Source organism: Pseudomonas sp. VD-NE ins (assembly GCF_031882575.1).
Lineage (GTDB): Bacteria > Pseudomonadota > Gammaproteobacteria > Pseudomonadales > Pseudomonadaceae > Aquipseudomonas > Aquipseudomonas fluorescens_BZ.
The window spans coordinates 6,322,445-6,343,798 of sequence record NZ_CP134772.1 but is presented as its reverse complement, the minus strand read 5'-3'; the positions used below and the strand labels follow the sequence as shown (position 1 = coordinate 6,343,798).

At 60.3% G+C, this 21,354-nt stretch carries 23 protein-coding genes and 1 other RNA gene; 16 read left to right on the top strand and 8 right to left on the bottom strand.

The window, feature by feature from the left end:
• Positions 1-35: 35 nt before the first annotated feature.
• The 3 genes from ubiD to RMV17_RS28400 all read left to right on the top strand — a co-directional run bounded on the left by ubiD (position 36) and on the right by RMV17_RS28400 (position 3,336).
• Positions 36-1,502 carry a 4-hydroxy-3-polyprenylbenzoate decarboxylase gene (gene ubiD / locus RMV17_RS28410; RefSeq protein ID WP_034151998.1) on the top strand — a complete coding sequence of 489 codons (1,467 nt, stop codon included), beginning with the start codon at positions 36-38 and terminating at the stop codon, positions 1,500-1,502.
• On the top strand, positions 1,502-2,470 hold the full coding sequence (locus tag RMV17_RS28405; protein WP_034151997.1) for a CDP-6-deoxy-delta-3,4-glucoseen reductase: 969 nt from the start codon (positions 1,502-1,504) through the stop codon (positions 2,468-2,470). Before ubiD ends, RMV17_RS28405 begins: the two co-directional genes overlap by 1 nt.
• A gap of 197 nt (positions 2,471-2,667) precedes the next feature.
• Positions 2,668-3,336, top strand: a complete 669-nt coding sequence (locus RMV17_RS28400; RefSeq protein ID WP_034151996.1) for a gamma-glutamylcyclotransferase — start codon at positions 2,668-2,670, stop codon at positions 3,334-3,336.
• On the opposite strand, the gene glpT is transcribed toward RMV17_RS28400, so the two are convergent.
• A complete protein-coding gene (glpT, locus tag RMV17_RS28395; protein WP_007911178.1) occupies positions 3,312-4,661 on the bottom strand; it encodes a glycerol-3-phosphate transporter in 1,350 nt (449 codons plus the stop codon). The two genes, RMV17_RS28400 and glpT, sit on opposite strands and share 25 nt — an antisense overlap.
• Before the next feature lie 224 nt (positions 4,662-4,885).
• On the opposite strand from glpT, the gene RMV17_RS28390 reads away from it, so the two are divergent.
• A complete protein-coding gene (locus RMV17_RS28390) occupies positions 4,886-5,503 on the top strand; it encodes a flagellar basal body-associated protein FliL (protein WP_311884206.1) in 618 nt (205 codons plus the stop codon).
• Between the two features lie 187 nt (positions 5,504-5,690).
• On the top strand, positions 5,691-6,305 hold the full coding sequence (locus tag RMV17_RS28385; RefSeq protein WP_311884204.1) for an energy transducer TonB: 615 nt from the start codon (positions 5,691-5,693) through the stop codon (positions 6,303-6,305).
• A gap of 54 nt (positions 6,306-6,359) precedes the next feature.
• Here RMV17_RS28385 and RMV17_RS28380 read toward each other — a convergent pair whose 3' ends face one another.
• The gene (locus RMV17_RS28380; RefSeq protein ID WP_007911184.1) at positions 6,360-7,337 is read right to left on the bottom strand and encodes an NADPH:quinone oxidoreductase family protein; all 978 of its coding nucleotides are present in this window, start codon (positions 7,335-7,337) and stop codon (positions 6,360-6,362) included.
• Between the two features lie 150 nt (positions 7,338-7,487).
• Between RMV17_RS28380 and RMV17_RS28375 the strand changes: the two genes are divergently transcribed.
• Complete coding sequence (locus RMV17_RS28375) at positions 7,488-7,895, top strand: flagellar basal body-associated protein FliL (protein ID WP_034151993.1); 408 nt, start codon at positions 7,488-7,490, stop codon at positions 7,893-7,895.
• A 140-nt stretch (positions 7,896-8,035) separates the two neighbouring features.
• On the opposite strand, the gene RMV17_RS28370 is transcribed toward RMV17_RS28375, so the two are convergent.
• Positions 8,036-8,488, bottom strand: coding sequence for an EVE domain-containing protein (locus RMV17_RS28370; RefSeq protein ID WP_311884199.1), 453 nt, complete (start codon positions 8,486-8,488; stop codon positions 8,036-8,038).
• Between the two features lie 198 nt (positions 8,489-8,686).
• Between RMV17_RS28370 and RMV17_RS28365 the strand changes: the two genes are divergently transcribed.
• The gene (locus RMV17_RS28365; RefSeq protein ID WP_016985917.1) at positions 8,687-8,842 is read left to right on the top strand and encodes a hypothetical protein; all 156 of its coding nucleotides are present in this window, start codon (positions 8,687-8,689) and stop codon (positions 8,840-8,842) included.
• A 36-nt stretch (positions 8,843-8,878) separates the two neighbouring features.
• On the opposite strand, the gene RMV17_RS28360 is transcribed toward RMV17_RS28365, so the two are convergent.
• From RMV17_RS28360 to RMV17_RS28345, 4 genes are all read right to left on the bottom strand, one after another.
• Positions 8,879-9,484, bottom strand: a complete 606-nt coding sequence (locus RMV17_RS28360; RefSeq protein WP_409373108.1) for a 5-formyltetrahydrofolate cyclo-ligase — start codon at positions 9,482-9,484, stop codon at positions 8,879-8,881.
• 79 nt (positions 9,485-9,563) lie between these two features.
• Positions 9,564-9,742, bottom strand: a non-coding RNA gene (gene ssrS / locus RMV17_RS28355) — 6S RNA.
• A gap of 30 nt (positions 9,743-9,772) precedes the next feature.
• Positions 9,773-10,090: a cell division protein ZapA gene (locus RMV17_RS28350; RefSeq protein ID WP_034151990.1), complete on the bottom strand. Its 318-nt coding sequence runs from the start codon at positions 10,088-10,090 to the stop codon at positions 9,773-9,775.
• A complete protein-coding gene (locus RMV17_RS28345) occupies positions 10,087-10,296 on the bottom strand; it encodes a TIGR02449 family protein (RefSeq protein ID WP_007911197.1) in 210 nt (69 codons plus the stop codon). The genes RMV17_RS28350 and RMV17_RS28345 overlap by 4 nt, the downstream gene beginning before the upstream one ends.
• Before the next feature lie 130 nt (positions 10,297-10,426).
• Here RMV17_RS28345 and RMV17_RS28340 point away from each other — a divergent pair, with 130 nt between their 5' ends.
• From RMV17_RS28340 to gcvH, 9 genes are all read left to right on the top strand, one after another.
• Positions 10,427-10,987 carry a YecA family protein gene (locus tag RMV17_RS28340; protein WP_311884194.1) on the top strand — a complete coding sequence of 187 codons (561 nt, stop codon included), beginning with the start codon at positions 10,427-10,429 and terminating at the stop codon, positions 10,985-10,987.
• A gap of 27 nt (positions 10,988-11,014) precedes the next feature.
• Positions 11,015-12,349, top strand: a complete 1,335-nt coding sequence (gene pepP, locus RMV17_RS28335; protein WP_108225031.1) for a Xaa-Pro aminopeptidase — start codon at positions 11,015-11,017, stop codon at positions 12,347-12,349.
• Positions 12,346-13,533, top strand: a complete 1,188-nt coding sequence (gene ubiH / locus RMV17_RS28330) for a 2-octaprenyl-6-methoxyphenyl hydroxylase (RefSeq protein ID WP_311884191.1) — start codon at positions 12,346-12,348, stop codon at positions 13,531-13,533. The genes pepP and ubiH overlap by 4 nt, the downstream gene beginning before the upstream one ends.
• Entirely contained in the window at positions 13,526-14,011 is a 486-nt protein-coding gene (locus RMV17_RS28325) for a DUF4442 domain-containing protein (protein WP_311884189.1), read from the top strand. The genes ubiH and RMV17_RS28325 overlap by 8 nt, the downstream gene beginning before the upstream one ends.
• Positions 14,012-14,020: 9 nt before the next feature.
• The gene (locus RMV17_RS28320; protein WP_311887095.1) at positions 14,021-15,238 is read left to right on the top strand and encodes a 2-octaprenyl-3-methyl-6-methoxy-1,4-benzoquinol hydroxylase; all 1,218 of its coding nucleotides are present in this window, start codon (positions 14,021-14,023) and stop codon (positions 15,236-15,238) included.
• Positions 15,239-15,484: 246 nt separating this feature from the next.
• Complete coding sequence (locus RMV17_RS28315; RefSeq protein ID WP_024014737.1) at positions 15,485-16,489, top strand: extracellular solute-binding protein; 1,005 nt, start codon at positions 15,485-15,487, stop codon at positions 16,487-16,489.
• A 254-nt stretch (positions 16,490-16,743) separates the two neighbouring features.
• On the top strand, positions 16,744-18,360 hold the full coding sequence (locus RMV17_RS28310) for an ABC transporter permease (protein WP_034151984.1): 1,617 nt from the start codon (positions 16,744-16,746) through the stop codon (positions 18,358-18,360).
• A 156-nt stretch (positions 18,361-18,516) separates the two neighbouring features.
• The gene (gcvT, locus tag RMV17_RS28305) at positions 18,517-19,599 is read left to right on the top strand and encodes a glycine cleavage system aminomethyltransferase GcvT (protein WP_311884185.1); all 1,083 of its coding nucleotides are present in this window, start codon (positions 18,517-18,519) and stop codon (positions 19,597-19,599) included.
• Positions 19,600-19,650: 51 nt separating this feature from the next.
• On the top strand, positions 19,651-20,034 hold the full coding sequence (gene gcvH / locus RMV17_RS28300; protein WP_122596654.1) for a glycine cleavage system protein GcvH: 384 nt from the start codon (positions 19,651-19,653) through the stop codon (positions 20,032-20,034).
• A 93-nt stretch (positions 20,035-20,127) separates the two neighbouring features.
• On the opposite strand, the gene RMV17_RS28295 is transcribed toward gcvH, so the two are convergent.
• Positions 20,128-21,267: a DegT/DnrJ/EryC1/StrS aminotransferase family protein gene (locus RMV17_RS28295; protein ID WP_311884180.1), complete on the bottom strand. Its 1,140-nt coding sequence runs from the start codon at positions 21,265-21,267 to the stop codon at positions 20,128-20,130.
• Positions 21,268-21,354: the final 87 nt, after the last annotated feature.

The following is a 21,354-nucleotide window of genomic DNA, read 5'->3' as shown; positions in this document are numbered from 1 at the left end:
TAGGATGTACGCCTATTTTGAGGGTGCCATCGTCAATGAAATTCAAGGATCTTCGGGATTTCGTGCAGCAGCTTGAGCAGCGCGGAGAGTTGAAACGCATCCAGATTCCCGTCTCGCCGGTGCTGGAAATGACCGAGGTGTGCGACCGCACGCTGCGGGCCAAGGGCCCGGCGCTGCTGTTCGAAAAGCCGACCGGCTACGACATCCCGGTACTCGGCAACCTGTTCGGCACCCCAGAGCGGGTGGCCATGGGCATGGGCGCCGAGTCGGTCAGCGAGCTGCGCGAAATCGGCAAGCTGTTGGCCTTCCTCAAGGAGCCGGAGCCGCCGAAGGGCTTGAAGGACGCGTGGTCGAAACTGCCGATCTTCCGCAAGATCATCTCGATGGCGCCGAAAGTCGTCAAAGACGCGGTGTGCCAGGAAGTGGTCATCGAAGGCGACGACGTCGATCTGGCGATGCTGCCGGTGCAGACCTGCTGGCCCGGCGACGTCGGTCCGCTGATCACTTGGGGCCTGACTGTCACCAAAGGCCCGAATAAAGAACGCCAGAACCTCGGTATCTACCGTCAGCAAGTGATCGGCCGCAACAAGGTGATCATGCGCTGGCTCAGCCACCGTGGCGGCGCGCTGGATTATCGCGAGTGGTGCGAGAAGCATCCGGGCCAGCCGTTCCCGGTGTCGGTGGCCCTTGGTGCGGACCCGGCGACCATTCTCGGCGCGGTCACGCCTGTGCCGGACAGCCTCTCCGAATACGCCTTTGCCGGTCTGCTGCGCGGCAACCGCACCGAACTGGTCAAGTGCCGTGGCAATGACCTGCAAGTGCCGGCCACCGCCGAGATCATCCTCGAAGGCGTGATCCACCCGGGCGAAATGGCTGACGAAGGCCCGTACGGCGACCACACCGGTTACTACAACGAAGTCGACAGCTTCCCGGTGTTCACCGTCGAGCGCATCACCCACCGGATCAAACCGATCTACCACAGCACCTACACCGGTCGTCCGCCGGATGAGCCGGCGATCCTCGGTGTGGCGCTGAATGAAGTGTTCGTGCCGATCCTGCAGAAGCAATTCCCGGAGATCACCGACTTCTACCTGCCGCCGGAAGGCTGCTCGTACCGCATGGCCATCGTGACCATGAAGAAGTCGTATCCAGGGCATGCCAAGCGCGTGATGCTCGGTGTCTGGTCGTTTTTGCGACAGTTCATGTACACCAAGTTCGTTATCGTTACCGACGACGATATCAACGCCCGCGACTGGAACGACGTGATCTGGGCCATCACCACGCGCATGGACCCCAAGCGCGACACGGTGATGATCGATAACACGCCGATCGACTACCTCGACTTCGCCTCGCCGATCTCAGGGTTAGGCTCGAAAATGGGCCTCGATGCCACCCACAAGTGGCCGGGCGAAACCACTCGCGAGTGGGGTCGCGTGATCGTCAAGGACGACGCCGTCACCCAACGGATCGATGCCATCTGGAATCAGTTAGGAATAGATTGATGCGTGTAACCCTGCAGCCCTCCGGAGCAGTGCTTGAGATACAGCCCGGTGAGCGGATTCTCGATGGCGCGCGGCGCCTGGGCTACGAATGCCCGCAAAGCTGCCGCAACGGCAATTGTCACGTGTGTGCGGCGCTGCTGGTTGAAGGTAGCGTTGCGCAGGACGGCAAGGTGCATGACCATGGCGAGTTCTACACTTGCATAGCCGAGCCGCTGGAAGACTGCATCCTGCTGTGGGATGGCGTGCTCGCGCTGGGAGAACTGCCGGTGCGCAGCCTGTCGTGTCAGGTCATTGAATGCCGCGACGTCGGTGGCGACACCTGGCGCGTGCGTCTGCGTGCGCCGGCGGGCAAGCCACCGCGCTATCACGCCGGGCAGTACTTGATGATCGAACGTGAGAACGGCGAGAAGTCGGCATTCTCCATGGCCTCGGCACCCCACGGCGGGCGAGACCTGGAAATCCATGTGCTGGCGCGCGAAGCCAGTGCATTGAGCCTGATCGAACAGCTGCAACGCAACGCGATGGTGCGGGTCGAGTTGCCGTTCGGCGATACGCATTTGGCCGAGCTGCCCGACGGGCCGCTGGTGCTGGTCGCCGCCGGTACCGGCATGGGCCAGATTCACGCGCTGATCGAGCATTGCCGCGCCAACGGCTTCAAACATCCCGTGCATCTGTACTGGGGCGTGCGCCGTCCGGAAGATTTTTATGAGATCGAGCATTGGGACGAATGGCTGAAATTGCCCAACCTGTTCCTGCACAAGGTCGTCAGCGATCAATGCGGTTGGGAAGGGCGCTGCGGCATGCTGCACGAGGCGGTCTGCGAAGACTTCCCCGATCTGAAACCTTTGCACGTCTACGCCAGCGGCTCACCGGCGATGGTTTACGGCACGCTCGACGCGCTGGTCGAAGCCGGGATGGACGCCCATCAAATGCGCGCCGATGTGTTCGCGTACGCTCCCCGCTCCTGAATCGGTTATAACTCTCTATATAGCCGATCGGTATTTATGTAATTGCATAAATACCGCTAGGTTATATATCAATCAGGCAATCAATTAAGAACTGTGCCATGGCACTCAAATTGCCTTAAAACATATGTGCCTTATTGTTACAGCGGTGCGTTCTATTAAGTAATTCTTCACCCGCGGGGAGCTGAACGCTATTCGCCATGAGCGCCATTGAAAACGCTTTTCTGAATTTGAATTACCCTCCGCGGCTCGACCTTGGGCCGCAGCTGACGCACGAACAACTTCTCGCTTCCATGCAATCGACCATGGCGCGCCACAAGGGCGGGCCGGTATGGCTGTTCGCCTACGGTTCGCTGATCTGGCGGCCGGAATGTTCGGCGGTGGAGAGGGTGCGCGGACGCGTGCATGGCTACCATCGCGGCTTGTACCTGTGGTCTCACGAGCACCGCGGTACGCCGGAAATGCCGGGTCTGGTATTTGGTCTGGATCGCGGTGGTTCGTGCAGCGGCTTCGCCTATCGGTTGCCGGAAGACAATCTCGACGCTGCGCTGTACGCCTTGTGGAAGCGCGAAATGCCTGTGCCGTCCTATCGACCACACTGGCTCAACTGCCGGCTAGAAGATGGCAGTCAGGTGCAGGCCTTGGGATTTGTTCTGGAGCGACACCTGCCCAGCTATGCCGGCAACTTGCCGGATCACGTGCTGAGCCAGGTGTTCGAAAGCGCCAGTGGGCGTTACGGCACTACTCGCGATTATGTCGAGCAGACCGCCCACGCCCTGCGCAGCCACGCCATGCCAGACCGCAATCTGGAGGCGCGGCTCAAGCGCTGTAAGTCACAGGCCGATCAAGCGACCGCTTCACGACTCTGACTGGCGACTTGTTTGTGCCACAACGTCGGGGCCAGGAAGGCCATAGACAGCAGGCAAGCGCCCACCAGCAGCACAAAACCACCGTCCCAGCCGAAATGGTCAACGGTGTAGCCCATCGCTGCACTGGCCGCGACCGAACCACCCAGATAACCGAACAAGCCAGTGAAGCCCGCAGCGGTGCCGGCGGCTTTCTTCGGCGCCAGTTCCAGCGCCTGCAGGCCAATCAGCATTACCGGACCGTAGATCAGGAAGCCGATCGAGAACAGCGCGATCATGTCGACGGTCGGGTTGCCGGCCGGGTTCAGCCAGTAAACCAGGGTCGCAACGGTCACCAGTGCCATGAACACCATGCCGGTCAGGCCACGGTTGCCACGGAAGATCTTGTCCGACATCCAGCCGCACAGCAGCGTGCCTGGAATCCCCGCCCACTCATAGAAGAAATAGGCCCACGAGGTTTTATCCACGGTGAAACCCTTGGCTTCCTTCAGGTAGGTCGGTGCCCAGTCCAGCACGCCATAACGCAGCAGGTAGACGAAGACGTTGGCCATGGCGATGTACCAGAGCATTTTGTTGCGCAGCACGTATTTGACGAAGATCTCTTTCGCGCTGAATTCGTCTTCGTGGCTGGCGTCGTAGCCTTCCGGATAGTCGTTCTTGTACTTCTCGATTGGCGGCAGGCCGACCGATTGCGGAGTGTCGCGCATGGTGATGAAGGCAAATACCGCCACGCCCAGCGCTACCGCTGCCGGTACGTAAAACGCTGCGTGCCAGTCGTTGAACAGACCCATGCCGAGCAGGAACAACGGGCCGATCAGGCCGCCGCCGACGTTATGCGCCACGTTCCACACGGACACCACGCCGCCGCGTTCCTTCTGCGACCACCAGTGCACCATGGTCCGGCCACTTGGCGGCCAACCCATGCCCTGGGCCCAGCCGTTGATGAACAACAGAATGAACATCATGGTCACGCTGGACGTTGCCCAAGGTGCGAAACCGAAAATGAACATCACCCCGGCCGACACCAGCAGGCCGAACGGCAGGAAGTAACGCGGGTTGGAACGGTCGGACACGAGGCCCATGAGGAACTTCGACAAGCCATACGCGATGGCAATCGCCGACATCGCCAGGCCCAGATCACCACGGCTGTAGCCTTCGTCGATCAGGTACGGCATGGCCAGCGAGAAGTTTTTGCGCAGCAGGTAATAACCCGCGTAGCCAAAGAAAATACCGGCGAAGATCTGCCAGCGCAGGCGTCGGTAAGTGCTGTCTATTTTTTCTTCAGGCAATGGAGCCTGATGTGCGGCAGGACGAAAGAAAGCAAACATTCAAGAGCTCCAGATTTCTTGTTTTGACTGCGGATGCGAATGTTACAGTTTCGTTACCGAAAATAGCACCGGTTCGCATCGAGCAAATAGCGGAAAATGTTGGAAGTCGCGCGTTCCTTTACGAACCTGTCGCTCAGCTGTAAGAACAGGGCGTTTTTGTGGCAGGCGGAATGTTGTGGCTTAGACTCGCGATCAATAAACCCGATTGATCGCAGAGAAAAATGATGGCCGTGAAAGTTCGCATGTTGCTGCCCAGATTGCTGGTTGCGGTAGCGCTCACTGTTTCAGTGCTGGCGCTGAGTTATGCGCAGGACTCTGCGGCGCCAGGTTTACGCAATGTCACTGTGCTGATCATTCGCCATGCGGAAAAGCCTGAGGTGGGCCGTGAACTCAATGCCCGGGGCGAACAGCGCGCCGCGGCCTACGCGGACTATTTCACCTCGTTGCAGCTGGACGACCAGGCACTCACACCCCACCGTCTGATCGCTACCGCCGACAGCCCGGCAAGCATCCGCCCGCGACAGACGCTGATTCCGCTGTCGCAGCGCCTGCAACTGCCGATTGAACAGCCGTTTGCCAATAACGACGTCGACAAACTGGTCAGCTCTCTGCGCAAGAGCAATCAGGCGAAAACCGTGCTGATTGCCTGGCACCACAGCCATATCAACAAACTGATTGCCGCCTTCGGCGGTGATGGCCCGATGCTGATCGGCCAGCCGAAATGGCCGGTGGATGTTTACGACTGGCTGATTGTTTTGCGCTTCGACGACAAAGGGCATTTGATCCAGTCGCGAAGCGAGAAGGTTCAGGAACAACTGATGCCCGGCGATGTTGCAGGCTGAAGCGGTAAGAGGATCCGTCAGAAAAGTTACCTTTGAGCATTCGCGTGGCGCGATCGCCCGATTTACCGTCGTGCCTTGGGAAATGTCCTGCACCCAACGCAGAAGTTGCGCCATTCCGTTAAGCGTCATTGCTCCGTAACCTTTGTGCTGTTGCCGGGATTGGCATTCGAGCGCTAGGGGGTGGGGCATGCGGTGGATTGTGGCGTTGTTTTTGTTGTCGGTCAGCGGTGTGGTGCAAGCGGCGGGAGCGCTGTTGATTCCCGAAGACAACCCACGACCCATTTATCCATTGGCATTGTTCCGGGCTGGGGTTACGGGAGAGGTGAAGGCCCGTTTCGTTGTCAGGGCGGACGGCTCGGTCAGCGAAATCAGCATTCTGAAAAGTGACCACCCCGATCTGGCTGAAGCGGTCAGAGTTGCGCTGGCGCAGTGGCGTTTCAAGCCTTGGGCCGTTGAGGAGGACAAACCCGAAAAGCAGGAAGTCGTCGCGCCGATGGTCTTTCGGCTCGATCTGGATCAACCCATTCACGTCAACCAGCAACTGAAAGCCTTGCGATGCCGTGCGGTTAACGAGAATCTGGTCAATATTGCAGAGTATTCATGGATCGACTCGGCGGCGTTCGCCCAAACCCGCGCCTATCTTACGAACGTCTTCCACAAGACTCAGCTGCCGGACGCGCAGCGTCTGGCGATGATTGCCAAGTTGAATCGGCAGGTTGAGACGATTGTCAGGGCTTGTCGAGAGAGCCCGGCGCGCAGATTCATGAGCCTGTTACCGGCGGAGATTCGTGAGTTGCTCTGATAACAAAGGCCAGAACGACCGAACCGGGCATTCTGGCCTTTATCGAGAGGTCGCTCAGCGCACCTGCACCACCACCTTGCCCACCGCCTTGCGCTGGCCAAGATCATTGATCGCCTGCGCCGCGTTGCTCAGCGGATACACCTGTGACACCAACGGCTTCAACTTGCCCTCGGCGAACCAGCCGAACAATTGCTGGAAGTTCGCCGCGTTATCCTGCGGCTGGCGCTGGGCGAAGGAGCCCCAGAACACGCCGAGCACTGCCGCGCCTTTGAGCAGGGCAAGGTTGACCGGCAGCTCCGGAATCCGACCGCTGGCGAAGCCGACCACCAGCAGGCGGCCGTTCCAGGCGATGGCGCGGATGGCCTGGTCGAACAGATCGCCACCGACCGGGTCGTAGATCACGTCAGCGCCCTGGCCGTCGGTGAGGCGTTTGATTTCATCCTTGAGGCTGGTTTCGCTGTAATTGATAAGCTCATCGGCACCGGCAGCTTTGGCCACCGCGAGTTTCTCGGCACTGCTGGCGGCAGCAATCACCCGGGCACCCATGGCTTTACCGATTTCCACGGCAGCCAGGCCGACCCCGCCGGAAGCACCGAGTACCAGCAGGGTTTCGCCCGGTTGCAGGTTGGCGCGCTGCTTGAGCGCATGCATCGAGGTGCCGTAGGTCATGCTGAAGGCGGCGGCGATGTTGAAGTCCATCGACGGCGGAATCGGCAGGACGTTGTAGCCCGGCACCGCGACTTGTTCGGCGAAGCTGCCCCAGCCGGTCAGGGCCATGACCCGGTCACCGACCTTGAGGTGGCTGACCTTTTCCCCGACTTCGCGGACCACGCCCGCTGCTTCGCCACCCGGCGAGAACGGGAAGGGCGGCTTGAACTGGTACTTGCCCTCGATGATCAGCGTGTCCGGGAAGTTGACCCCGGCGGCGTGCACGTCCAGCAGGATTTCGTTCTTCTTCAGGGCGGGACTGGCGACGTCTTCCAGCACCAGCGATTCGGCAGGGCCGAAGGCTTTGCACAGCACGGCTTTCATCAGGGCTATTCCTTTGGGAGTGATGGCCGATAAGTGTAGGTGTGTCAGTCAACGGGTCAACGAGCATGCCCGGCCCTGATAGTCAGCCATAAGCTTGTGCTTGCGCGGCGGGTCGTTATGCTAGGCCGCAAACCGGATAAGGAGCGAATTGTGAAAGCGTGGATCATGTTGTTGCTGGCCCTGTCTCTGCCTGTGGCAGCGCTGGCCGAAGAAGCCAAAGAAGGCGAGGCGCCGAAGGTAAGCTACATCACCCTGAGCCCGCCGTTTGTGGGTAACTACGGGCTGGACGGCACACCGAAGCTCAAGGTCTACAAGGCAGACGTGGCGCTGCGTGTGACGGGCGAGGAGTCGGCGAAACTGGTCAAGGCCAACGAACCGTTGATCCGTAATCAACTGGTGGCGCTGTTTACTCAGCAGACCACCGAGGCGATGGGCAGCATTGAAGGTAAAGAGAAGCTGCGTCAGGAAGCGTTGAAGCAGACCCAGCAAGTGATGAATGACGAGACCGGCAAACCCGTGGTTGAGGATCTGTTGTTTAACAACCTGATCATTCAGTAAATCTTCTGTTGTCCGGGCCGGCCTCATCGCTGGCAAGCCAGCTCCCACAAGGTTCTGCGGCGATCAAAATATTGTGTTCCATCGCAAATCCTGTGGGAGCTGGCTTGCCAGCGATTGCATTTTGGCAGGCGCCAAATAAATCAGGGTTTGAGCGTTATGACCGCCGCCCATTGCTCGGGTGTGACCGGCATCACCGACAACCGCGAACCCTTCTGCACCAACGGCATCTCCGCCAGCGCCGTCTGCTGCTTCAGATAATCCAGCTTCAACACCCGCGCAAACGTTTCGACGTGTTCAACGTCAATCGCACTCCAGGCATTTTTCTCTGGCGTAGCCTTCGGGTCGAAGTAATGACTTTCCGGCTCCAGTGCGGTGGGATCCGGGTACGCCGCCTCGATTATCTTGCCGATTCCGGCAATCCCCGGCTCCGGGCAGCTGGAATGGTAGAAAAAGAACTCATCACCCACCGCCATCGAGCGCAGAAAGTTACGCGCCTGATAGTTGCGCACCCCGTCCCAGCGTGCCGTGCCGAGTTTTTCCAGACCTTTGATCGAGAGTTCGTCGGGCTCGGACTTCATCAGCCAATAGGCCATGGTTTTTTGCTCCTGAAACGGTCATTGGGCAGGTTGTCGGGCAATTTTATGACAAACCGACAGTCGGTTGACGTCAGCGTTTGCGCGCAGGTTCACGTTGTCGCAAAATGCCGGCCTTTAAAGCTTGACGCTGCTGCACGGCCTACAAACGGAAACCGCTGCTGTCATCGTGATGATGTGCCTTGAGGGGGGCAATCGATGAAACGCAAACCGGATTTACTATGGACTTTGGTAATTTTGTTTGGCTTGGGTGTCGTGACCACCGGTTACGCGCAAAGCCTGTGGTCGAACAAGGCCGATGCGCCGATCGAAGTCGCGCAACAGGTTCAACAGTCGACTGCGTTCAAGCGCTGAAACTGATTTTTCGACGCCGCTGATCTGCGCGGCGTCCTATCCCGCGAAATACCACGCCTTGTCGCTGACCGTGCCTTGTAACGGCACATCCCAACTCGCCTGCGCCAAGCGTTCGACCTTCTGACACTCATGGGCCAGGCCCAGCAGCGTCGGCTTGCGCCAGCTTTTTCGCCGAGCCAGATACGCCAGGCTGCGATCGTAAAATCCGCCGCCCATGCCCAGTCGTCCGCCGACATCGTCAAACCCTACCAACGGCAATAACACCAGATCCAGCGCCCAGACCTTGCGTTGCCGAGCCAGATTGGCTTGCGGTTCGAGAATGCGGAAGCGATTGGGTTTGAGTTTTTCGCCGGGGCGAATGCGCTGGAAAACCATTTTGGTCCGCGGCCAGGCGCTGAGCACCGGCAAGTAGGTCGCTTTGCCGCGACGCTGCGCTTCACGCAGCAGCAGGCGCGGATCGATTTCGCCGTCGGTGGGCAGATACAGAGAGATATGTCTGGCCCGGCGAAAGTGCGGGTCTTGCGCCAGTTGCCGGTACAGGCCTTTGGCGGCCTGACGTTGTTCGCTTTTGCTCAGCGAGCGGCGCGCCTTGCGCAGCAGGCGGCGGAGTTGCGGGCGGGGCAGCAGCGCGGGTTCGGTCATGGTTCGGCTTCGGCAGGTTGGACGAAAACGTACGCATAAAAAATCCGATGGCGGTTTTCACCGACATCGGATTCGAATCAGGCTCCCCGGATGAACCGCTGTCAACTTAGCCCTTGAACCCGAAAGTTCAAGGTGGAAGATGCAGTAGACTTTAAGGCTTTCCGTCTAGCGGACATGCACACCAGCCCAACGTGCAACTTCCAGGGTAGTGCGAATCGGCTCAGGGACATCGTCAACTGGCAAGCACCCCAGGGAGTGCCGCGAGTATACCGCAAGCGGCCAGTCGAATCAGCCCTTGGTGGTGTTCTGATCGTCGGCGAGGACCAGATCGACACGATCGAGCAAGTCACGCACCTGTTCACGGGTCGAACCGCTGGCCTGGATATCCGGGCGCTCTTCTTTGTGCAAGAGGTCATGGGTGATGTTCAGCGCGGCCATCACGGCAATGCGGTCGGCGCCGATGACTTTGCCGCTGCTGCGGATTTCGCGCATCTTGCCATCCAGATAGCGAGCGGCGCTGACCAGATTGCTGCGTTCTTCCTGCGGGCAAATGATCGAATACTCTTTATCGAGGATCTGCACGGTGACGCTATTGCTTGAACTCATGAGTCTTGCTCCAGGGCCTTGAGGCGCGAAATCATCGATTCGACCTTACGCCGGGCGATTTCGTTTTTTTCAATGAGGTGAGCGCGTTCCTCGCGCCAGGTTTTTTCCTGAGCTAGTAAGAGTGCGTTTTGACTCTTTAGTTGCTCGACTCGGCCAATCAGCAGTTCGAGTCTGGCCATCAGCGCTTGCAGGTCGGTGTCTTCCATTGTGTCCACTGGGTCGGAGTCTGTCTGATGGGATAGCTGGCGGACAGCCTTTAATAGTCTTGGCGAGTCTGTCGATGTAGGATACAAGGCCTTCATTCTAGACATAGCGCCGTCTGGCGCCTAGCTGCCCATGACCATTGCGAATTCCCCGTACCAAGCCTTTGCCACCCTGCTGACCTCCAGCGGCCACAACGTTTCGCCTGCCGAACTGCACGGCGTGCTGCTCGGGCGCAGTTGCGCCGGGGCCGGCTTCGATAACGAAGGCTGGTTGATCGACGCCGCCGAACTGCTCGAAGGCGATTTCCAGGACAACGTCCGTAACGCCCTGATCGGCCTGCAAGAGATGGTCAAAGGCGAACTGACCGGCGACGACGTCACTGTCGTTCTGCTGCTGCCAACCGACGACGCGCCGCTGGCCGAACGCGCCGCTGCACTGGGCGAGTGGTGCCAGGGCTTCCTCAGCGGTTTCGGCCTGAACTGCCGCGACAGCAGCATGCTCAGCACTGAAGCCACCGAAGTGCTGCAGGATCTGGCAGCGATCTCCCAGGTGCAAGACGCCCTGGAAGAATCCGATGACGGCGAAAGCGACTACATGGAAGTCATGGAGTATCTGCGCGTCGCGCCGCTGCTGCTGTTCTCGGAAACCAAGAAAGCCGACGTGCCGCCAGCCGCCAAGCCGTCGCTGCATTAATCGCGTGCCAGGGAAAGCCATCTGCCCATGACCCATATCCCGAAAGCGGAATACAGCCGTCGCCGCAAGGCCCTGATGGCGCAGATGGAACCCAACAGCATCGCGATTCTGCCCGCCGCCGCGGTGGCCATTCGCAACCGCGACGTCGAGCACGTTTATCGTCAGGACAGCGACTTCCAGTACCTCAGCGGGTTTCCCGAGCCGCAGGCTGTCATCGTCCTGATGCCCGGCCGTGAGCATGGCGAGTACGTGCTGTTCTGCCGTGAACGCAACGCCGAACGCGAATTGTGGGACGGCTTGCGCGCAGGCCAGGAAGGCGCGATCCGCGACTTCGGTGCCGACGACGCCTTCCCGATTACCGACATCGACGACATTCTCCCGGGCCTGATCGAAGGCCGCGACCGGGTCTATTCGGCGATGGGCAGCAACCCCGAATTCGACCGTCACCTGATGGACTGGATCAACGTGATCCGCTCCAAGGCGCACCTCGGCGCCCAGCCACCGAACGAATTCGTTGCCCTGGATCATCTTCTCCACGACATGCGTCTGTATAAATCGGCGGCAGAAGTGAAGGTGATGCGCGAAGCCGCACGGATCTCGGCGCAAGCCCATATCCGCGCGATGCAGGCCAGTCGGGCCGGGCTCCACGAGTACAGCCTCGAAGCCGAACTCGACTACGAGTTCCGCAAGGGCGGGGCGAAGATGCCGGCCTACGGGTCGATCGTCGCCGCCGGGCGCAACAGCTGCATACTGCATTACCAGCAGAATGACGCGCTGCTCAAGGACGGTGATCTGGTGTTGATCGACGCCGGTTGCGAGATCGACTGCTATGCCAGCGACATTACCCGCACCTGGCCGGTCAACGGCAAGTTTTCACCCGAGCAGAAAGCGATCTACGAGTTGGTGCTAGCCTCGCAGGAAGCCGCATTCGCCGAAATCGCCCCGAACAAGCACTGGAATCAGGCGCACGAAGCCACGGTTCGAGTGATTACCACGGGGCTGGTGAAGCTTGGATTGCTGCAGGGCGAGGTCGACGAGTTGATCGCCAGCGAAGCCTATAAAGCCTTTTACATGCACCGCGCCGGTCACTGGCTGGGCATGGATGTGCATGACGTTGGCGAGTACAAGGTCGGCGGCGAATGGCGCGTGCTGGAAGTCGGCATGGCGCTGACCGTGGAGCCGGGCATCTACATCGCCCCGGACAATCAGAGCGTCGCGAAGAAATGGCGCGGCATTGGCGTGCGCATCGAGGACGACGTGGTCGTGACCAAAACCGGTTGTGAAATCCTCACCAGCGGCGTGCCGAAAACCGTCGCTGAAATCGAAGCGCTGATGGCGCAAGCAAGGACACACGCGGCATGAGTCGAGTCAATCTGGCAATCATCGGTGGCGGTCTGGTCGGCGCCAGTCTGGCGTTGGCCTTGCAGGCCGGGGCCAAGGCGCGTGGCTGGAAGATCGTGCTGATCGAACCGTTTGCACCGGGCGACAGCTGGCAGCCGAGCTACGACGCACGTTCGTCGGCGTTGTCCTTCGGTTCGCGGCAGATTTATCAACGCTTGGGCGTGTGGCAGGAAATCTCCCGCCGTGCCGAGCCGATCAAACAGATTCACGTGTCTGACCGTGGCCGCTTCTCTACCGCGCGTTTGTCAGCGATGGAAGAGGGCGTGCCGGCGCTCGGTTATGTAGTGGAAAACGCCTGGCTCGGCCAGTGCCTGTGGCAACACATCGACAAAGACGTGATCAGCTGGCGCTGCCCGGCGGAAGTCGCGCGCATGGAGCCGTTGCCCGATGGCTATCGCCTGACCCTCAACGATGAAACCACCCTTGAATGCGACCTCGCGGTACTCGCCGATGGCGGTCGTTCGGGGTTGCGTGAACAGCTAGGCATCAATGTGCGTAAGCGTCCGTACAACCAGAGCGCGCTGATCGCCAACATCACCCCGAGCGAAGCGCACAACGGCATGGCCTTCGAGCGCTTCACCGACGAAGGGCCGATGGCGCTGCTACCGCTGCCGGAAAACCGCTGCGCTTTGGTCTGGACCCGTTTGGGCATGGACGCGCAGCGTCTGGCTGATTTGAGCGAACGAGACTTCCTCAGCGAATTGCAGGGCGTGTTCGGTTACCGCCTCGGCACGTTGAAACAGGTTGGCGCACGACATCTTTATCCGCTGACGTTGGTCGAAGCCGAAGAACAAGTACGTTCGCATCTGGCCGTGCTCGGCAACGCGGCGCACAGCCTGCATCCGATTGCCGGCCAGGGTTTCAATCTGTCGCTGCGAGATGCCGATGCTTTGGCGGCTGCGCTGTTGACCAGCGACAAACCGCTCGGCGACTTCGCGACGTTGCAGGCGTATCGCGAGCGCCAGCGTCTGGATCAGGACCTCACCGTCGGCTTCTCCGATCAGGTCACGCGCCTGTTCGGCAGCACGCAACCGCTGGTTTCGCTGGGGCGTAATATCGGCCTGCTCGGCCTCGATCTGTTGCCGCCGGCCAAGCGTTGGTTTGCCCGTCAGGCCATGGGTTTGGGAACACGACCGGATGCTTAAGTGGTTAACCGGAAGATTCGGCAAGGCGCGGTTGATGCGCTGGGTCATGACGTTCTACCCGCCGTACCTCGGCGCTGGCGTGCGGGTTCGGCACATCAGCGATGACTTCCGCGACGTTCAGGTGTCGATGGGCCTTGGCTGGTACAACCGCAACTACGTCGGCACCCAGTTCGGCGGCAGTCTGTATTCGATGGTCGACCCGTTCTTCATGCTGATGCTCATGGAAAACCTTGGCTCGAAGTACATCGTCTGGGACAAAGCTGCCGACATCGATTTCATTGCACCGGGCAAAGGCCCGGTGTTCGCCCGCTTCACTATCGACGAGACCTTGCTCGCCGAGATTCGCCGGCAGACCGCCAATGGTGAGAAATACCTGCCGCAGTTGCAGGTCGACATTCATGACGGCGCCGGCAATCTGGTGGCGCGGGTCGGTAAAACCCTTTACGTGCGGCTCAAGCCGCAAGCGAGACAGGCTTAAAGCATGGAAATGCGCGCAGATCTGCTGATTGTCGGAGCCGGAATGGTCGGCAGCGCCCTGGCGCTGGCGTTGCAGGACAGCGGGATGGAAGTGCTGCTGCTCGACGGCAGCCCGCTGAGCGTCAAACCCTTCGACGCCGAAGCTGCGTTTGAACCGCGGGTGAGCGCTTTGTCAGCGGCGAGCCAGCGGATTCTTGAGCGCCTCGGCGTGTGGGAAGGCATCGCCAAACGTCGCAGCAGCCCGTACACCGACATGCATGTCTGGGACGGCAGCGGCACCGGGCAGATCCATTTCTCGGCGAGCAGTGTGCACGCCGAGGTGCTGGGCCACATTGTCGAAAACCGCGTGGTGCAAGATGCCTTGCTCGATCGTTTGCACGATTGTGATCTGGGCATGCTCGCCAATGCACGACTGGAACAGATGCGCCGCTCGGGCGATGACTGGTTGCTGACGCTGGCCGATGGTCGTCAGTTGCGCGCACCGCTGGTGATTGCCGCTGACGGTGCGAACTCGGCGGTTCGCCGTCTGACCGGGGTGGCTACTCGCGAGTGGGATTATCTGCATCACGCCATCGTCACCAGTGTGCGCAGCAGTAAACCGCACCAGATGACCGCGTGGCAGCGTTTTACCGATCACGGGCCGCTGGCGTTTCTGCCGCTGGAACGCGACGGGCAGCAGGATTGGTGCTCGATCGTCTGGTCGACCACGCCGAGTGAGGCCGAGCGTTTGATGGCGCTGGATGAAGCGGATTTCTGCCGTGAGCTGGAGCGCGCCTTTGAAGGTCGTCTCGGCAACGTCATCAGTGCCGACCCGCGACTGTGCGTGCCGCTGCGTCAGCGTCATGCCAAGCGTTACGTGGCCGAAGGGCTGGCTTTGATCGGCGATGCGGCGCACACCATTCACCCGTTGGCGGGGCAGGGTGTGAACCTGGGTTTCCTCGATGCGGCGGTGTTGGCCGAAGTGCTGTTGCAGGCGGCGGAGCGCGGTGAGCGTTTGGCGGATGTGAAAGTGCTGAGCCGTTACGAGCGCCGGCGCATGCCGCACAACCTGGCGCTGATGGCGGCGATGGAAGGGTTTGAGCGGTTGTTTCAGGCGGATCCGTTGCCGGTGCGCTGGTTAAGGAATGCCGGGTTGAAGCTGGTAGAGCAGATGCCGGAGGCGAAGGCGCTGTTTGTGCGGGAAGCCCTCGGGTTGACCGGGGATCTTCCGGCCCTCGCCAAAGCCTGACATCTTCATTAAGGCTGATGGCCTCTTCGCGAGCAGGCTCGCTCCCACAGTGGCCGGTGTGAAGCATCAATTTTGTGAACACCTCAAATCCTGTGGGAGCGAGCTTGCTCGCGAAGGCGCCAGAACAGCCACCACAAATTTCAGGCTGTGCAACATCTGGTAACTCCTTCAAAAAGAGTTCGATTGAGGTGGTAAATGTGAGTCCTTATCATTTGGCCCACATTTTCCGACCGAGAGACCACTCCCATGTTGGCACCCAAGCGTCTTCTGACTGCACTGGCCCTGACCCTGATCGGTAGCACCACGGCCCAGGCCGCTGATGAGGTGGTGGTTTACTCGTCGCGCATCGATGAACTGATCAAACCGGTCTTCGATGCCTACACCGCCAAGACCGGGGTGAAGATCAAGTTCATAACCGACAAGGAAGCGCCGCTGATGCAACGCATCAAGGCCGAAGGTGAAAACGCCACCGCCGACCTGCTGCTTACCGTCGACGCCGGCAACCTCTGGCAAGCCGAGCAGATGGGCATCCTGCAGCCGTTCACCTCGAAAACCATCGACGCCAACATTCCTCTGCAATATCGCTCGTCCACTCATGCCTGGACTGGCCTGAGCCTGCGCGCGCGCACCATCGCTTACTCCACCGAACGGGTGAAACCGGGCGAGCTGACCACCTACGAAGCACTGGCCGACAAGAACTGGGAAGGGCGCCTGTGCCTGCGCACGGCGAAGAAGGTCTACAACCAGTCGCTGACCGCCACCATGATCGAAGTTCATGGCGCCGAAAAGACCGAGAAGATCCTCAAGGGCTGGGTCAACAACCTGTCCACCGATGTGTTCTCCGATGACGTTGCAGTGCTCGAAGCGATCAATGCCGGGCAGTGCGACGTTGGCATCGTCAACACGTACTACTACGGTCGCCTGCACAAGCAGAAGCCAGAACTGCCGGTGAAGCTGTTCTGGCCGAATCAGGCCGATCGTGGCGTGCACGTGAACCTGTCGGGCATTGGCCTGACCAAGCATGCGCCGCACCCGGAAGCGGCCAAGGCTTTGGTCGAGTGGATGACCACGCCTGAAGCGCAGAAGATTTTTGCTGACGTGAACCAGGAGTTCCCGGCCAACCCGGCAGTGGCGCCTTCGGAAGAAGTGGCAGCGTGGGGCAAGTTTGTCGCGGATACCTTGCCGGTGGAAGTGGCGGGCAAGCGTCAGGCTGAGGCGATCCGGATGATGGATCGGGCGGGTTGGAATTGAGGCTTTTTCGATAAATTTGTCTGCTTCAAGATCCAGCCCCTCACCCCAGCCCTCTCCCCAAGGGAGAGGGGGGAAAGGGAGCCGATCTGAGTTGGATTCAAATCCTGAGTTCGACTCGATGTTTCAGGTCTATGTAGCTTGCATAAGCACCTCACCCTAGCCCTCTCCCTCTGGGAGAGGGCTAGGGTGAGGGCAACAATCTCAACCTGAAACACCCAAACCAAGAACACCCCAATCCCCCCAGAGACCCAAAAGTGGCCCACCCCGCCCAACGCCGCTGGTACCCCATCGTCTTCGCCATCGCCGCGTTGGTGCTGTTGCCCCTGAGCGTTCTGCTGCTCTCATGGCAGACCATCGATCAGCAAATCTGGTCGCACCTGTGGGAAACCCAGATGCCGCGCCTGCTCGGCAACACCCTGACGTTGGTAGTCGGTGTCGGTATAGGCGTAACGCTGCTCGGCGTCAGCCTCGCCTGGCTCACCAGCCTCTGCGAATTCCCCGGGCGGCGCTGGCTCGACTGGGCGCTAATGCTGCCGTTCGCCATCCCCGCGTACGTGTTGGCGTTTGTCTTCGTCGGCCTGCTCGACTTCGCCGGCCCTGTGCAAACCCTGCTGCGCGAATGGTTCGGCACAGGATTGCGCCTGCCCCGGGTGCGCTCCACCGGCGGGGTGATTATCGTGCTGGTGCTGGTCTTTTATCCCTACGTTTACCTGCTGGCGCGCACCGCGTTCCTCGCCCAGGGCAAGGGCTTGATGGAAGCGGCGCGAGTGCTTGGCCAGTCGCCGTGGCAAGCCTTTTGGCGCGTGGCGTTACCGATGGCACGTCCGGCCATTGGTGCCGGCGTGGCACTGGCGCTGATGGAAACCCTGGCGGATTTCGGTGCGGTGTCGGTGTTCAACTTCGACACCTTCACCACTGCTATCTACAAAACCTGGTACGGCTTCTTCAGCCTGTCGAGTGCGGCGCAACTGGCCAGTCTGTTGCTGCTGGTGGTCATGCTGGTGCTCTACGGCGAACGTCGCGCGCGTGGCGCCAACCGGGCGAGCAACGAGCGACCACGAGTAAAAGCGCTGTACCACCTGCGCGGATTCACGGCTTTCGCCGCGATGAGCTGGTGCGGCCTGGTGTTCGCCTGCGCTTTCGTCATTCCGGTGCTGCAATTGATCGTCTGGTTCTGGCAGCGCGGACGTTTCGATCTGGATGAGCGTTACGCCGGGCTGATCCTGCACACCCTGTATCTGGGCGGTATGGCGGCGCTGATTACGGTCAGTGTTGCCCTACTGCTGGCGTTCGCTCGGCGGCTGGCGCCGACGCAGGCGATCAATTCCGGCGTTGGTCTGGCCAACCTTGGCTACGCCTTGCCGGGTTCGGTGCTGGCGGTGTCGATCATGCTCGCCTTCAGTTATCTCGACCGCGAACTGGTGATTCCGCTCTCCACCTGGCTCGGTGGCGCAGGCAAACCGTTATTGCTTGGCAGCCTGGCGGCACTGTTGATGGCGTATCTGGTGCGTTTTGTGGCAGTCGCGTACGGCCCGCTGGAAAACAGCCTGGCGCGTATACGGCCCTCTTTGCCCGAAGCGGCACGTAGCCTGGGTGTCAGTGGGCCGCGACTGTTTTTCAAAGTGTATCTGCCGCTGTTGCTGCCCGGCACGCTGAGCGCGGCGTTGCTGGTGTTCGTCGATGTGCTCAAGGAAATGCCCGCGACCCTGCTGATGCGCCCGTTTGGCTGGGACACGCTGGCCGTGCGGATCTTTGAAATGACCAGCGAAGGCGAATGGGCACGGGCGTCTTTGCCGGCGCTGAGCCTGGTTCTGGTTGGATTGTTACCGGTTATCGGCCTGATTCGCCGCTCCGCCCATCGAAACACTTAGTAGTGAGTCCTGAATCATGCGGCTACAATGCGCGGCATTCGGTGCGGTTCGTCTGACAGATCTTTTCGCTGAGATTGGCTGAAAGCCTTCTATTACAAGGCTTTCACGCTGTGCAGCGACTGTCCGCACCTTCGCCACGCCCGGAAGGAGAAACCCATGGGAGAGCGTACGCCTCTGTATGACCTGCATCTCGCCCTTGGCGCGAAGATGGTCGATTTTGGCGGTTGGGACATGCCACTGCATTACGGCTCGCAGGTCGAGGAGCACCACGAAGTGCGCCGCGATTGCGGGGTGTTCGATGTATCCCACATGACCGTGATCGATGTCACCGGCACTCAGGCCAAAGCCTGGCTGCAGCATTTGCTGGCCAATGACGTCGATCGTCTGCACCGCCCCGGCCGTGCGTTGTACAGCACCATGCTCAACGAGCGCGGCGGCATCGTCGACGACATGATCGTCTACCGCCTCGAAGACGCTTATCGCCTGGTGTTCAACGCGTCGACCCGCGATCAGGATCTGGCCTGGATGAACGCGCAGCGCGGCGATTACGACGTGCAACTGCACGAACGCACCGAACTGGCGATGCTCGCTATTCAGGGGCCACAGGCCCGGCACAAGATTGCCGAACTGGTCACCCAGTCGCGCGCCACGTTGATCCAGCACCTCAAACCCTTCGAAGGTTATACCGACGGTGACTGGTTCATCGCCCGTACCGGTTACACCGGTGAAGATGGTCTGGAAATCTGTCTGCCGGCCAGTCAGGCGCCGGGGTTCTTCAACGATCTGGTTGGCGCCGGCATTTCCCCGATCGGCCTTGGTGCCCGCGATACCCTGCGGGTTGAAGCCGGGATGAACCTCTACGGTCAGGACATTCATCAGGACGTTTCGCCACTGGCCTCGAACATGGCCTGGAGCATTGCCTGGGAACCGGCCACGCGCCAGTTCATCGGCCGTGCTGCGCTGGAAGCGGAAAAAGCCGCCGGCGTTGCGCACAAACTGGTCGGTCTGGTGCTGGAAGAACGCGGCGTTTTGCGCGCTCATCAGGTGGTTCGTATCGCCGATGTTGGCGAAGGGGAGATCACCAGTGGTAGTTTCTCTCCTACGCTAAGCAAATCGATTGCCCTGGCGCGTGTGCCGATGGCAACCGCCGACCGCGCCGAAGTGGAAATCCGTGGCAAGTGGTACCCGGTGCGAGTGGTCAAACCGACCTTCGTGCGCCATGGCAAAACTTTGATCTAACCTTTTTTCCGGCGGGCATGACCGCTGACCCAATTCCCGAGGACACCGAAGATGAGCAATATCCCCGCTGAACTGCGTTTTGCCGAAAGTCATGAATGGGCCCGTCTGGAAGCCGACGGCACCGTCACCGTGGGCATCAGCGATCACGCGCAGGAAGCGCTGGGCGATGTGGTGTTCGTTGAGCTGACTGAAGTGGGCAAGGTTTTCGCTGCCGAAGATCAGGCCGGTGTGGTCGAGTCGGTGAAAGCGGCGTCGGACATCTACTCGCCGATCAGCGGTGAAGTCATCGCGATCAACGAAGAGCTGGGCGGTTCGCCGGAACTGCTGAACTCCGACCCGTACGGTGCGTGGATCTTCAAGCTCAAGCCAAGCGACAAGGCCGAGCTGGACAAGCTGCTCGACGCTGCTGCCTACAAGGCCGCCATCGGCGAATAACGCTTGCGTGCAGGAGCTGCCGAAGGCTGAGATCTTTTGATCTTCAAAGACAAAATCAAAAGATCGCAGCCTTCGGCAGCTCCTACAGGACGGTTATGGCTGCAGGACTGCTTTTACGGCCGCTACCGAGCGCTCGACATCATCCTTGTTCATCGCAGTGAACATCGGCAGCGATACAATCAGCCGGCCGACACGCTCGGCCACCGGCAACATCCCCTCCTTGAAACCGCGCTCGCGGTACAGACTGAGCAAATGAATCGGCGGGTAGTGATAGCCGATCCCGATACCATGCGCCTGCATCTGCTCCATGAACGTCGCCCGCGCAGGCAAGCCGTCCTTGCGCTCCGGCAGTACCAGTTGGAACAGGTGCCAGTTGCTGTTGGTGAAATCCGCCGGCGACAGTTGGGCGCCATAGGTCGCTTCAAAGTCAGCGCCAAAGCACTGGAAATAATGCCGCGCCAGTTCACGCCGATGCGCCGTCAGCGCTTCGATATGAGCAAACTGGCCCAGACCGATCGTGGCAGCGACATCGGTCATGTTGAACTTACCGCCCAGCACATCTACGTCCAGACCATCGAAACCGTTGCGGGTTACGCCCTGCAAGCGGTACTTCTCCGCTAGCCGCGCTTCCTCAGGCGTGTTCAGCACCAGACAACCCCCCTCGGCGCAGGTGACGTTCTTGTTCGCCTGAAAACTGAACGACACGAAGTCACCGGTGGCGCCGATGCGCTGGCCGTTCCAGCTCGAGCCCAGCGCCTGAGCGGCGTCTTCGACAATGCGCAGATTGTGTTTGCGTGCGATGGCGTACAGGCGCGCCATGTCCACCGGCAGCCCGGCGAGGTACACCGGAATCACGGCTTTGGTGCGCGGGGTAATCGCCGCTTCCAGTTGATCGAGATCGATATTGCGGGTCACCGGGTCGATGTCGGCAAACACCGGTGTGGCGCCGACCTCAAGGATCACGTTGGCCGTGGCCACCCAGGAAATCGGCGTGGTGATCACTTCGTCACCCGGACCGATCCCGGCAATGCGCAAGGCGATTTCCATGGTGCAGGTACCGGAATTGAAGGTACGCACCGGGCGGCCACCGAAATATTCCGACAGCTGCGCTTCAAAGGCCTGAACCTTCGGCCCGCTGGTGATCCAGCCAGAGCGCAAGACCTCGCCGACGGCGGCAATGGTGGCTTCATCGATGACAGGTTTGGAAAATGGCAGGAACGGCAATTGGCTCATGAGGCTTTGATCATCCAGAGGTCGGACGCCTGAGGCAGGCGCCACAGCATGGCCCGGAACACCCTCGGCCGCCAAGCCGTGCGCGAC

Bases quoted from the DNA above. Each gene is read 5' to 3' on its own strand.
- ubiD (WP_034151998.1), top strand. From the start codon at position 36: ATGAAATTCAAGGATCTTCGGGATTTCGTGCAGCAGCTTGAGCAGCGC.
- RMV17_RS28405 (WP_034151997.1), top strand. From the start codon at position 1,502: ATGCGTGTAACCCTGCAGCCCTCCGGAGCAGTGCTTGAGATACAGCCC.
- RMV17_RS28400 (WP_034151996.1), top strand. From the start codon at position 2,668: ATGAGCGCCATTGAAAACGCTTTTCTGAATTTGAATTACCCTCCGCGG.
- glpT (WP_007911178.1), bottom strand. From the start codon at position 4,661: ATGTTTGCTTTCTTTCGTCCTGCCGCACATCAGGCTCCATTGCCTGAA.
- RMV17_RS28390 (WP_311884206.1), top strand. From the start codon at position 4,886: ATGGCCGTGAAAGTTCGCATGTTGCTGCCCAGATTGCTGGTTGCGGTA.
- RMV17_RS28385 (WP_311884204.1), top strand. From the start codon at position 5,691: ATGCGGTGGATTGTGGCGTTGTTTTTGTTGTCGGTCAGCGGTGTGGTG.
- RMV17_RS28380 (WP_007911184.1), bottom strand. From the start codon at position 7,337: ATGAAAGCCGTGCTGTGCAAAGCCTTCGGCCCTGCCGAATCGCTGGTG.
- RMV17_RS28370 (WP_311884199.1), bottom strand. From the start codon at position 8,488: ATGGCCTATTGGCTGATGAAGTCCGAGCCCGACGAACTCTCGATCAAA.
- RMV17_RS28365 (WP_016985917.1), top strand. From the start codon at position 8,687: ATGAAACGCAAACCGGATTTACTATGGACTTTGGTAATTTTGTTTGGC.
- RMV17_RS28360 (WP_409373108.1), bottom strand. From the start codon at position 9,484: ATGACCGAACCCGCGCTGCTGCCCCGCCCGCAACTCCGCCGCCTGCTG.
- RMV17_RS28350 (WP_034151990.1), bottom strand. From the start codon at position 10,090: ATGAGTTCAAGCAATAGCGTCACCGTGCAGATCCTCGATAAAGAGTAT.
- RMV17_RS28345 (WP_007911197.1), bottom strand. From the start codon at position 10,296: ATGGAAGACACCGACCTGCAAGCGCTGATGGCCAGACTCGAACTGCTG.
- RMV17_RS28340 (WP_311884194.1), top strand. From the start codon at position 10,427: ATGACCATTGCGAATTCCCCGTACCAAGCCTTTGCCACCCTGCTGACC.
- pepP (WP_108225031.1), top strand. From the start codon at position 11,015: ATGACCCATATCCCGAAAGCGGAATACAGCCGTCGCCGCAAGGCCCTG.
- ubiH (WP_311884191.1), top strand. From the start codon at position 12,346: ATGAGTCGAGTCAATCTGGCAATCATCGGTGGCGGTCTGGTCGGCGCC.
- RMV17_RS28325 (WP_311884189.1), top strand. From the start codon at position 13,526: ATGCTTAAGTGGTTAACCGGAAGATTCGGCAAGGCGCGGTTGATGCGC.
- RMV17_RS28320 (WP_311887095.1), top strand. From the start codon at position 14,021: ATGCGCGCAGATCTGCTGATTGTCGGAGCCGGAATGGTCGGCAGCGCC.
- RMV17_RS28315 (WP_024014737.1), top strand. From the start codon at position 15,485: ATGTTGGCACCCAAGCGTCTTCTGACTGCACTGGCCCTGACCCTGATC.
- gcvT (WP_311884185.1), top strand. From the start codon at position 18,517: ATGGGAGAGCGTACGCCTCTGTATGACCTGCATCTCGCCCTTGGCGCG.
- gcvH (WP_122596654.1), top strand. From the start codon at position 19,651: ATGAGCAATATCCCCGCTGAACTGCGTTTTGCCGAAAGTCATGAATGG.
- RMV17_RS28295 (WP_311884180.1), bottom strand. From the start codon at position 21,267: ATGAGCCAATTGCCGTTCCTGCCATTTTCCAAACCTGTCATCGATGAA.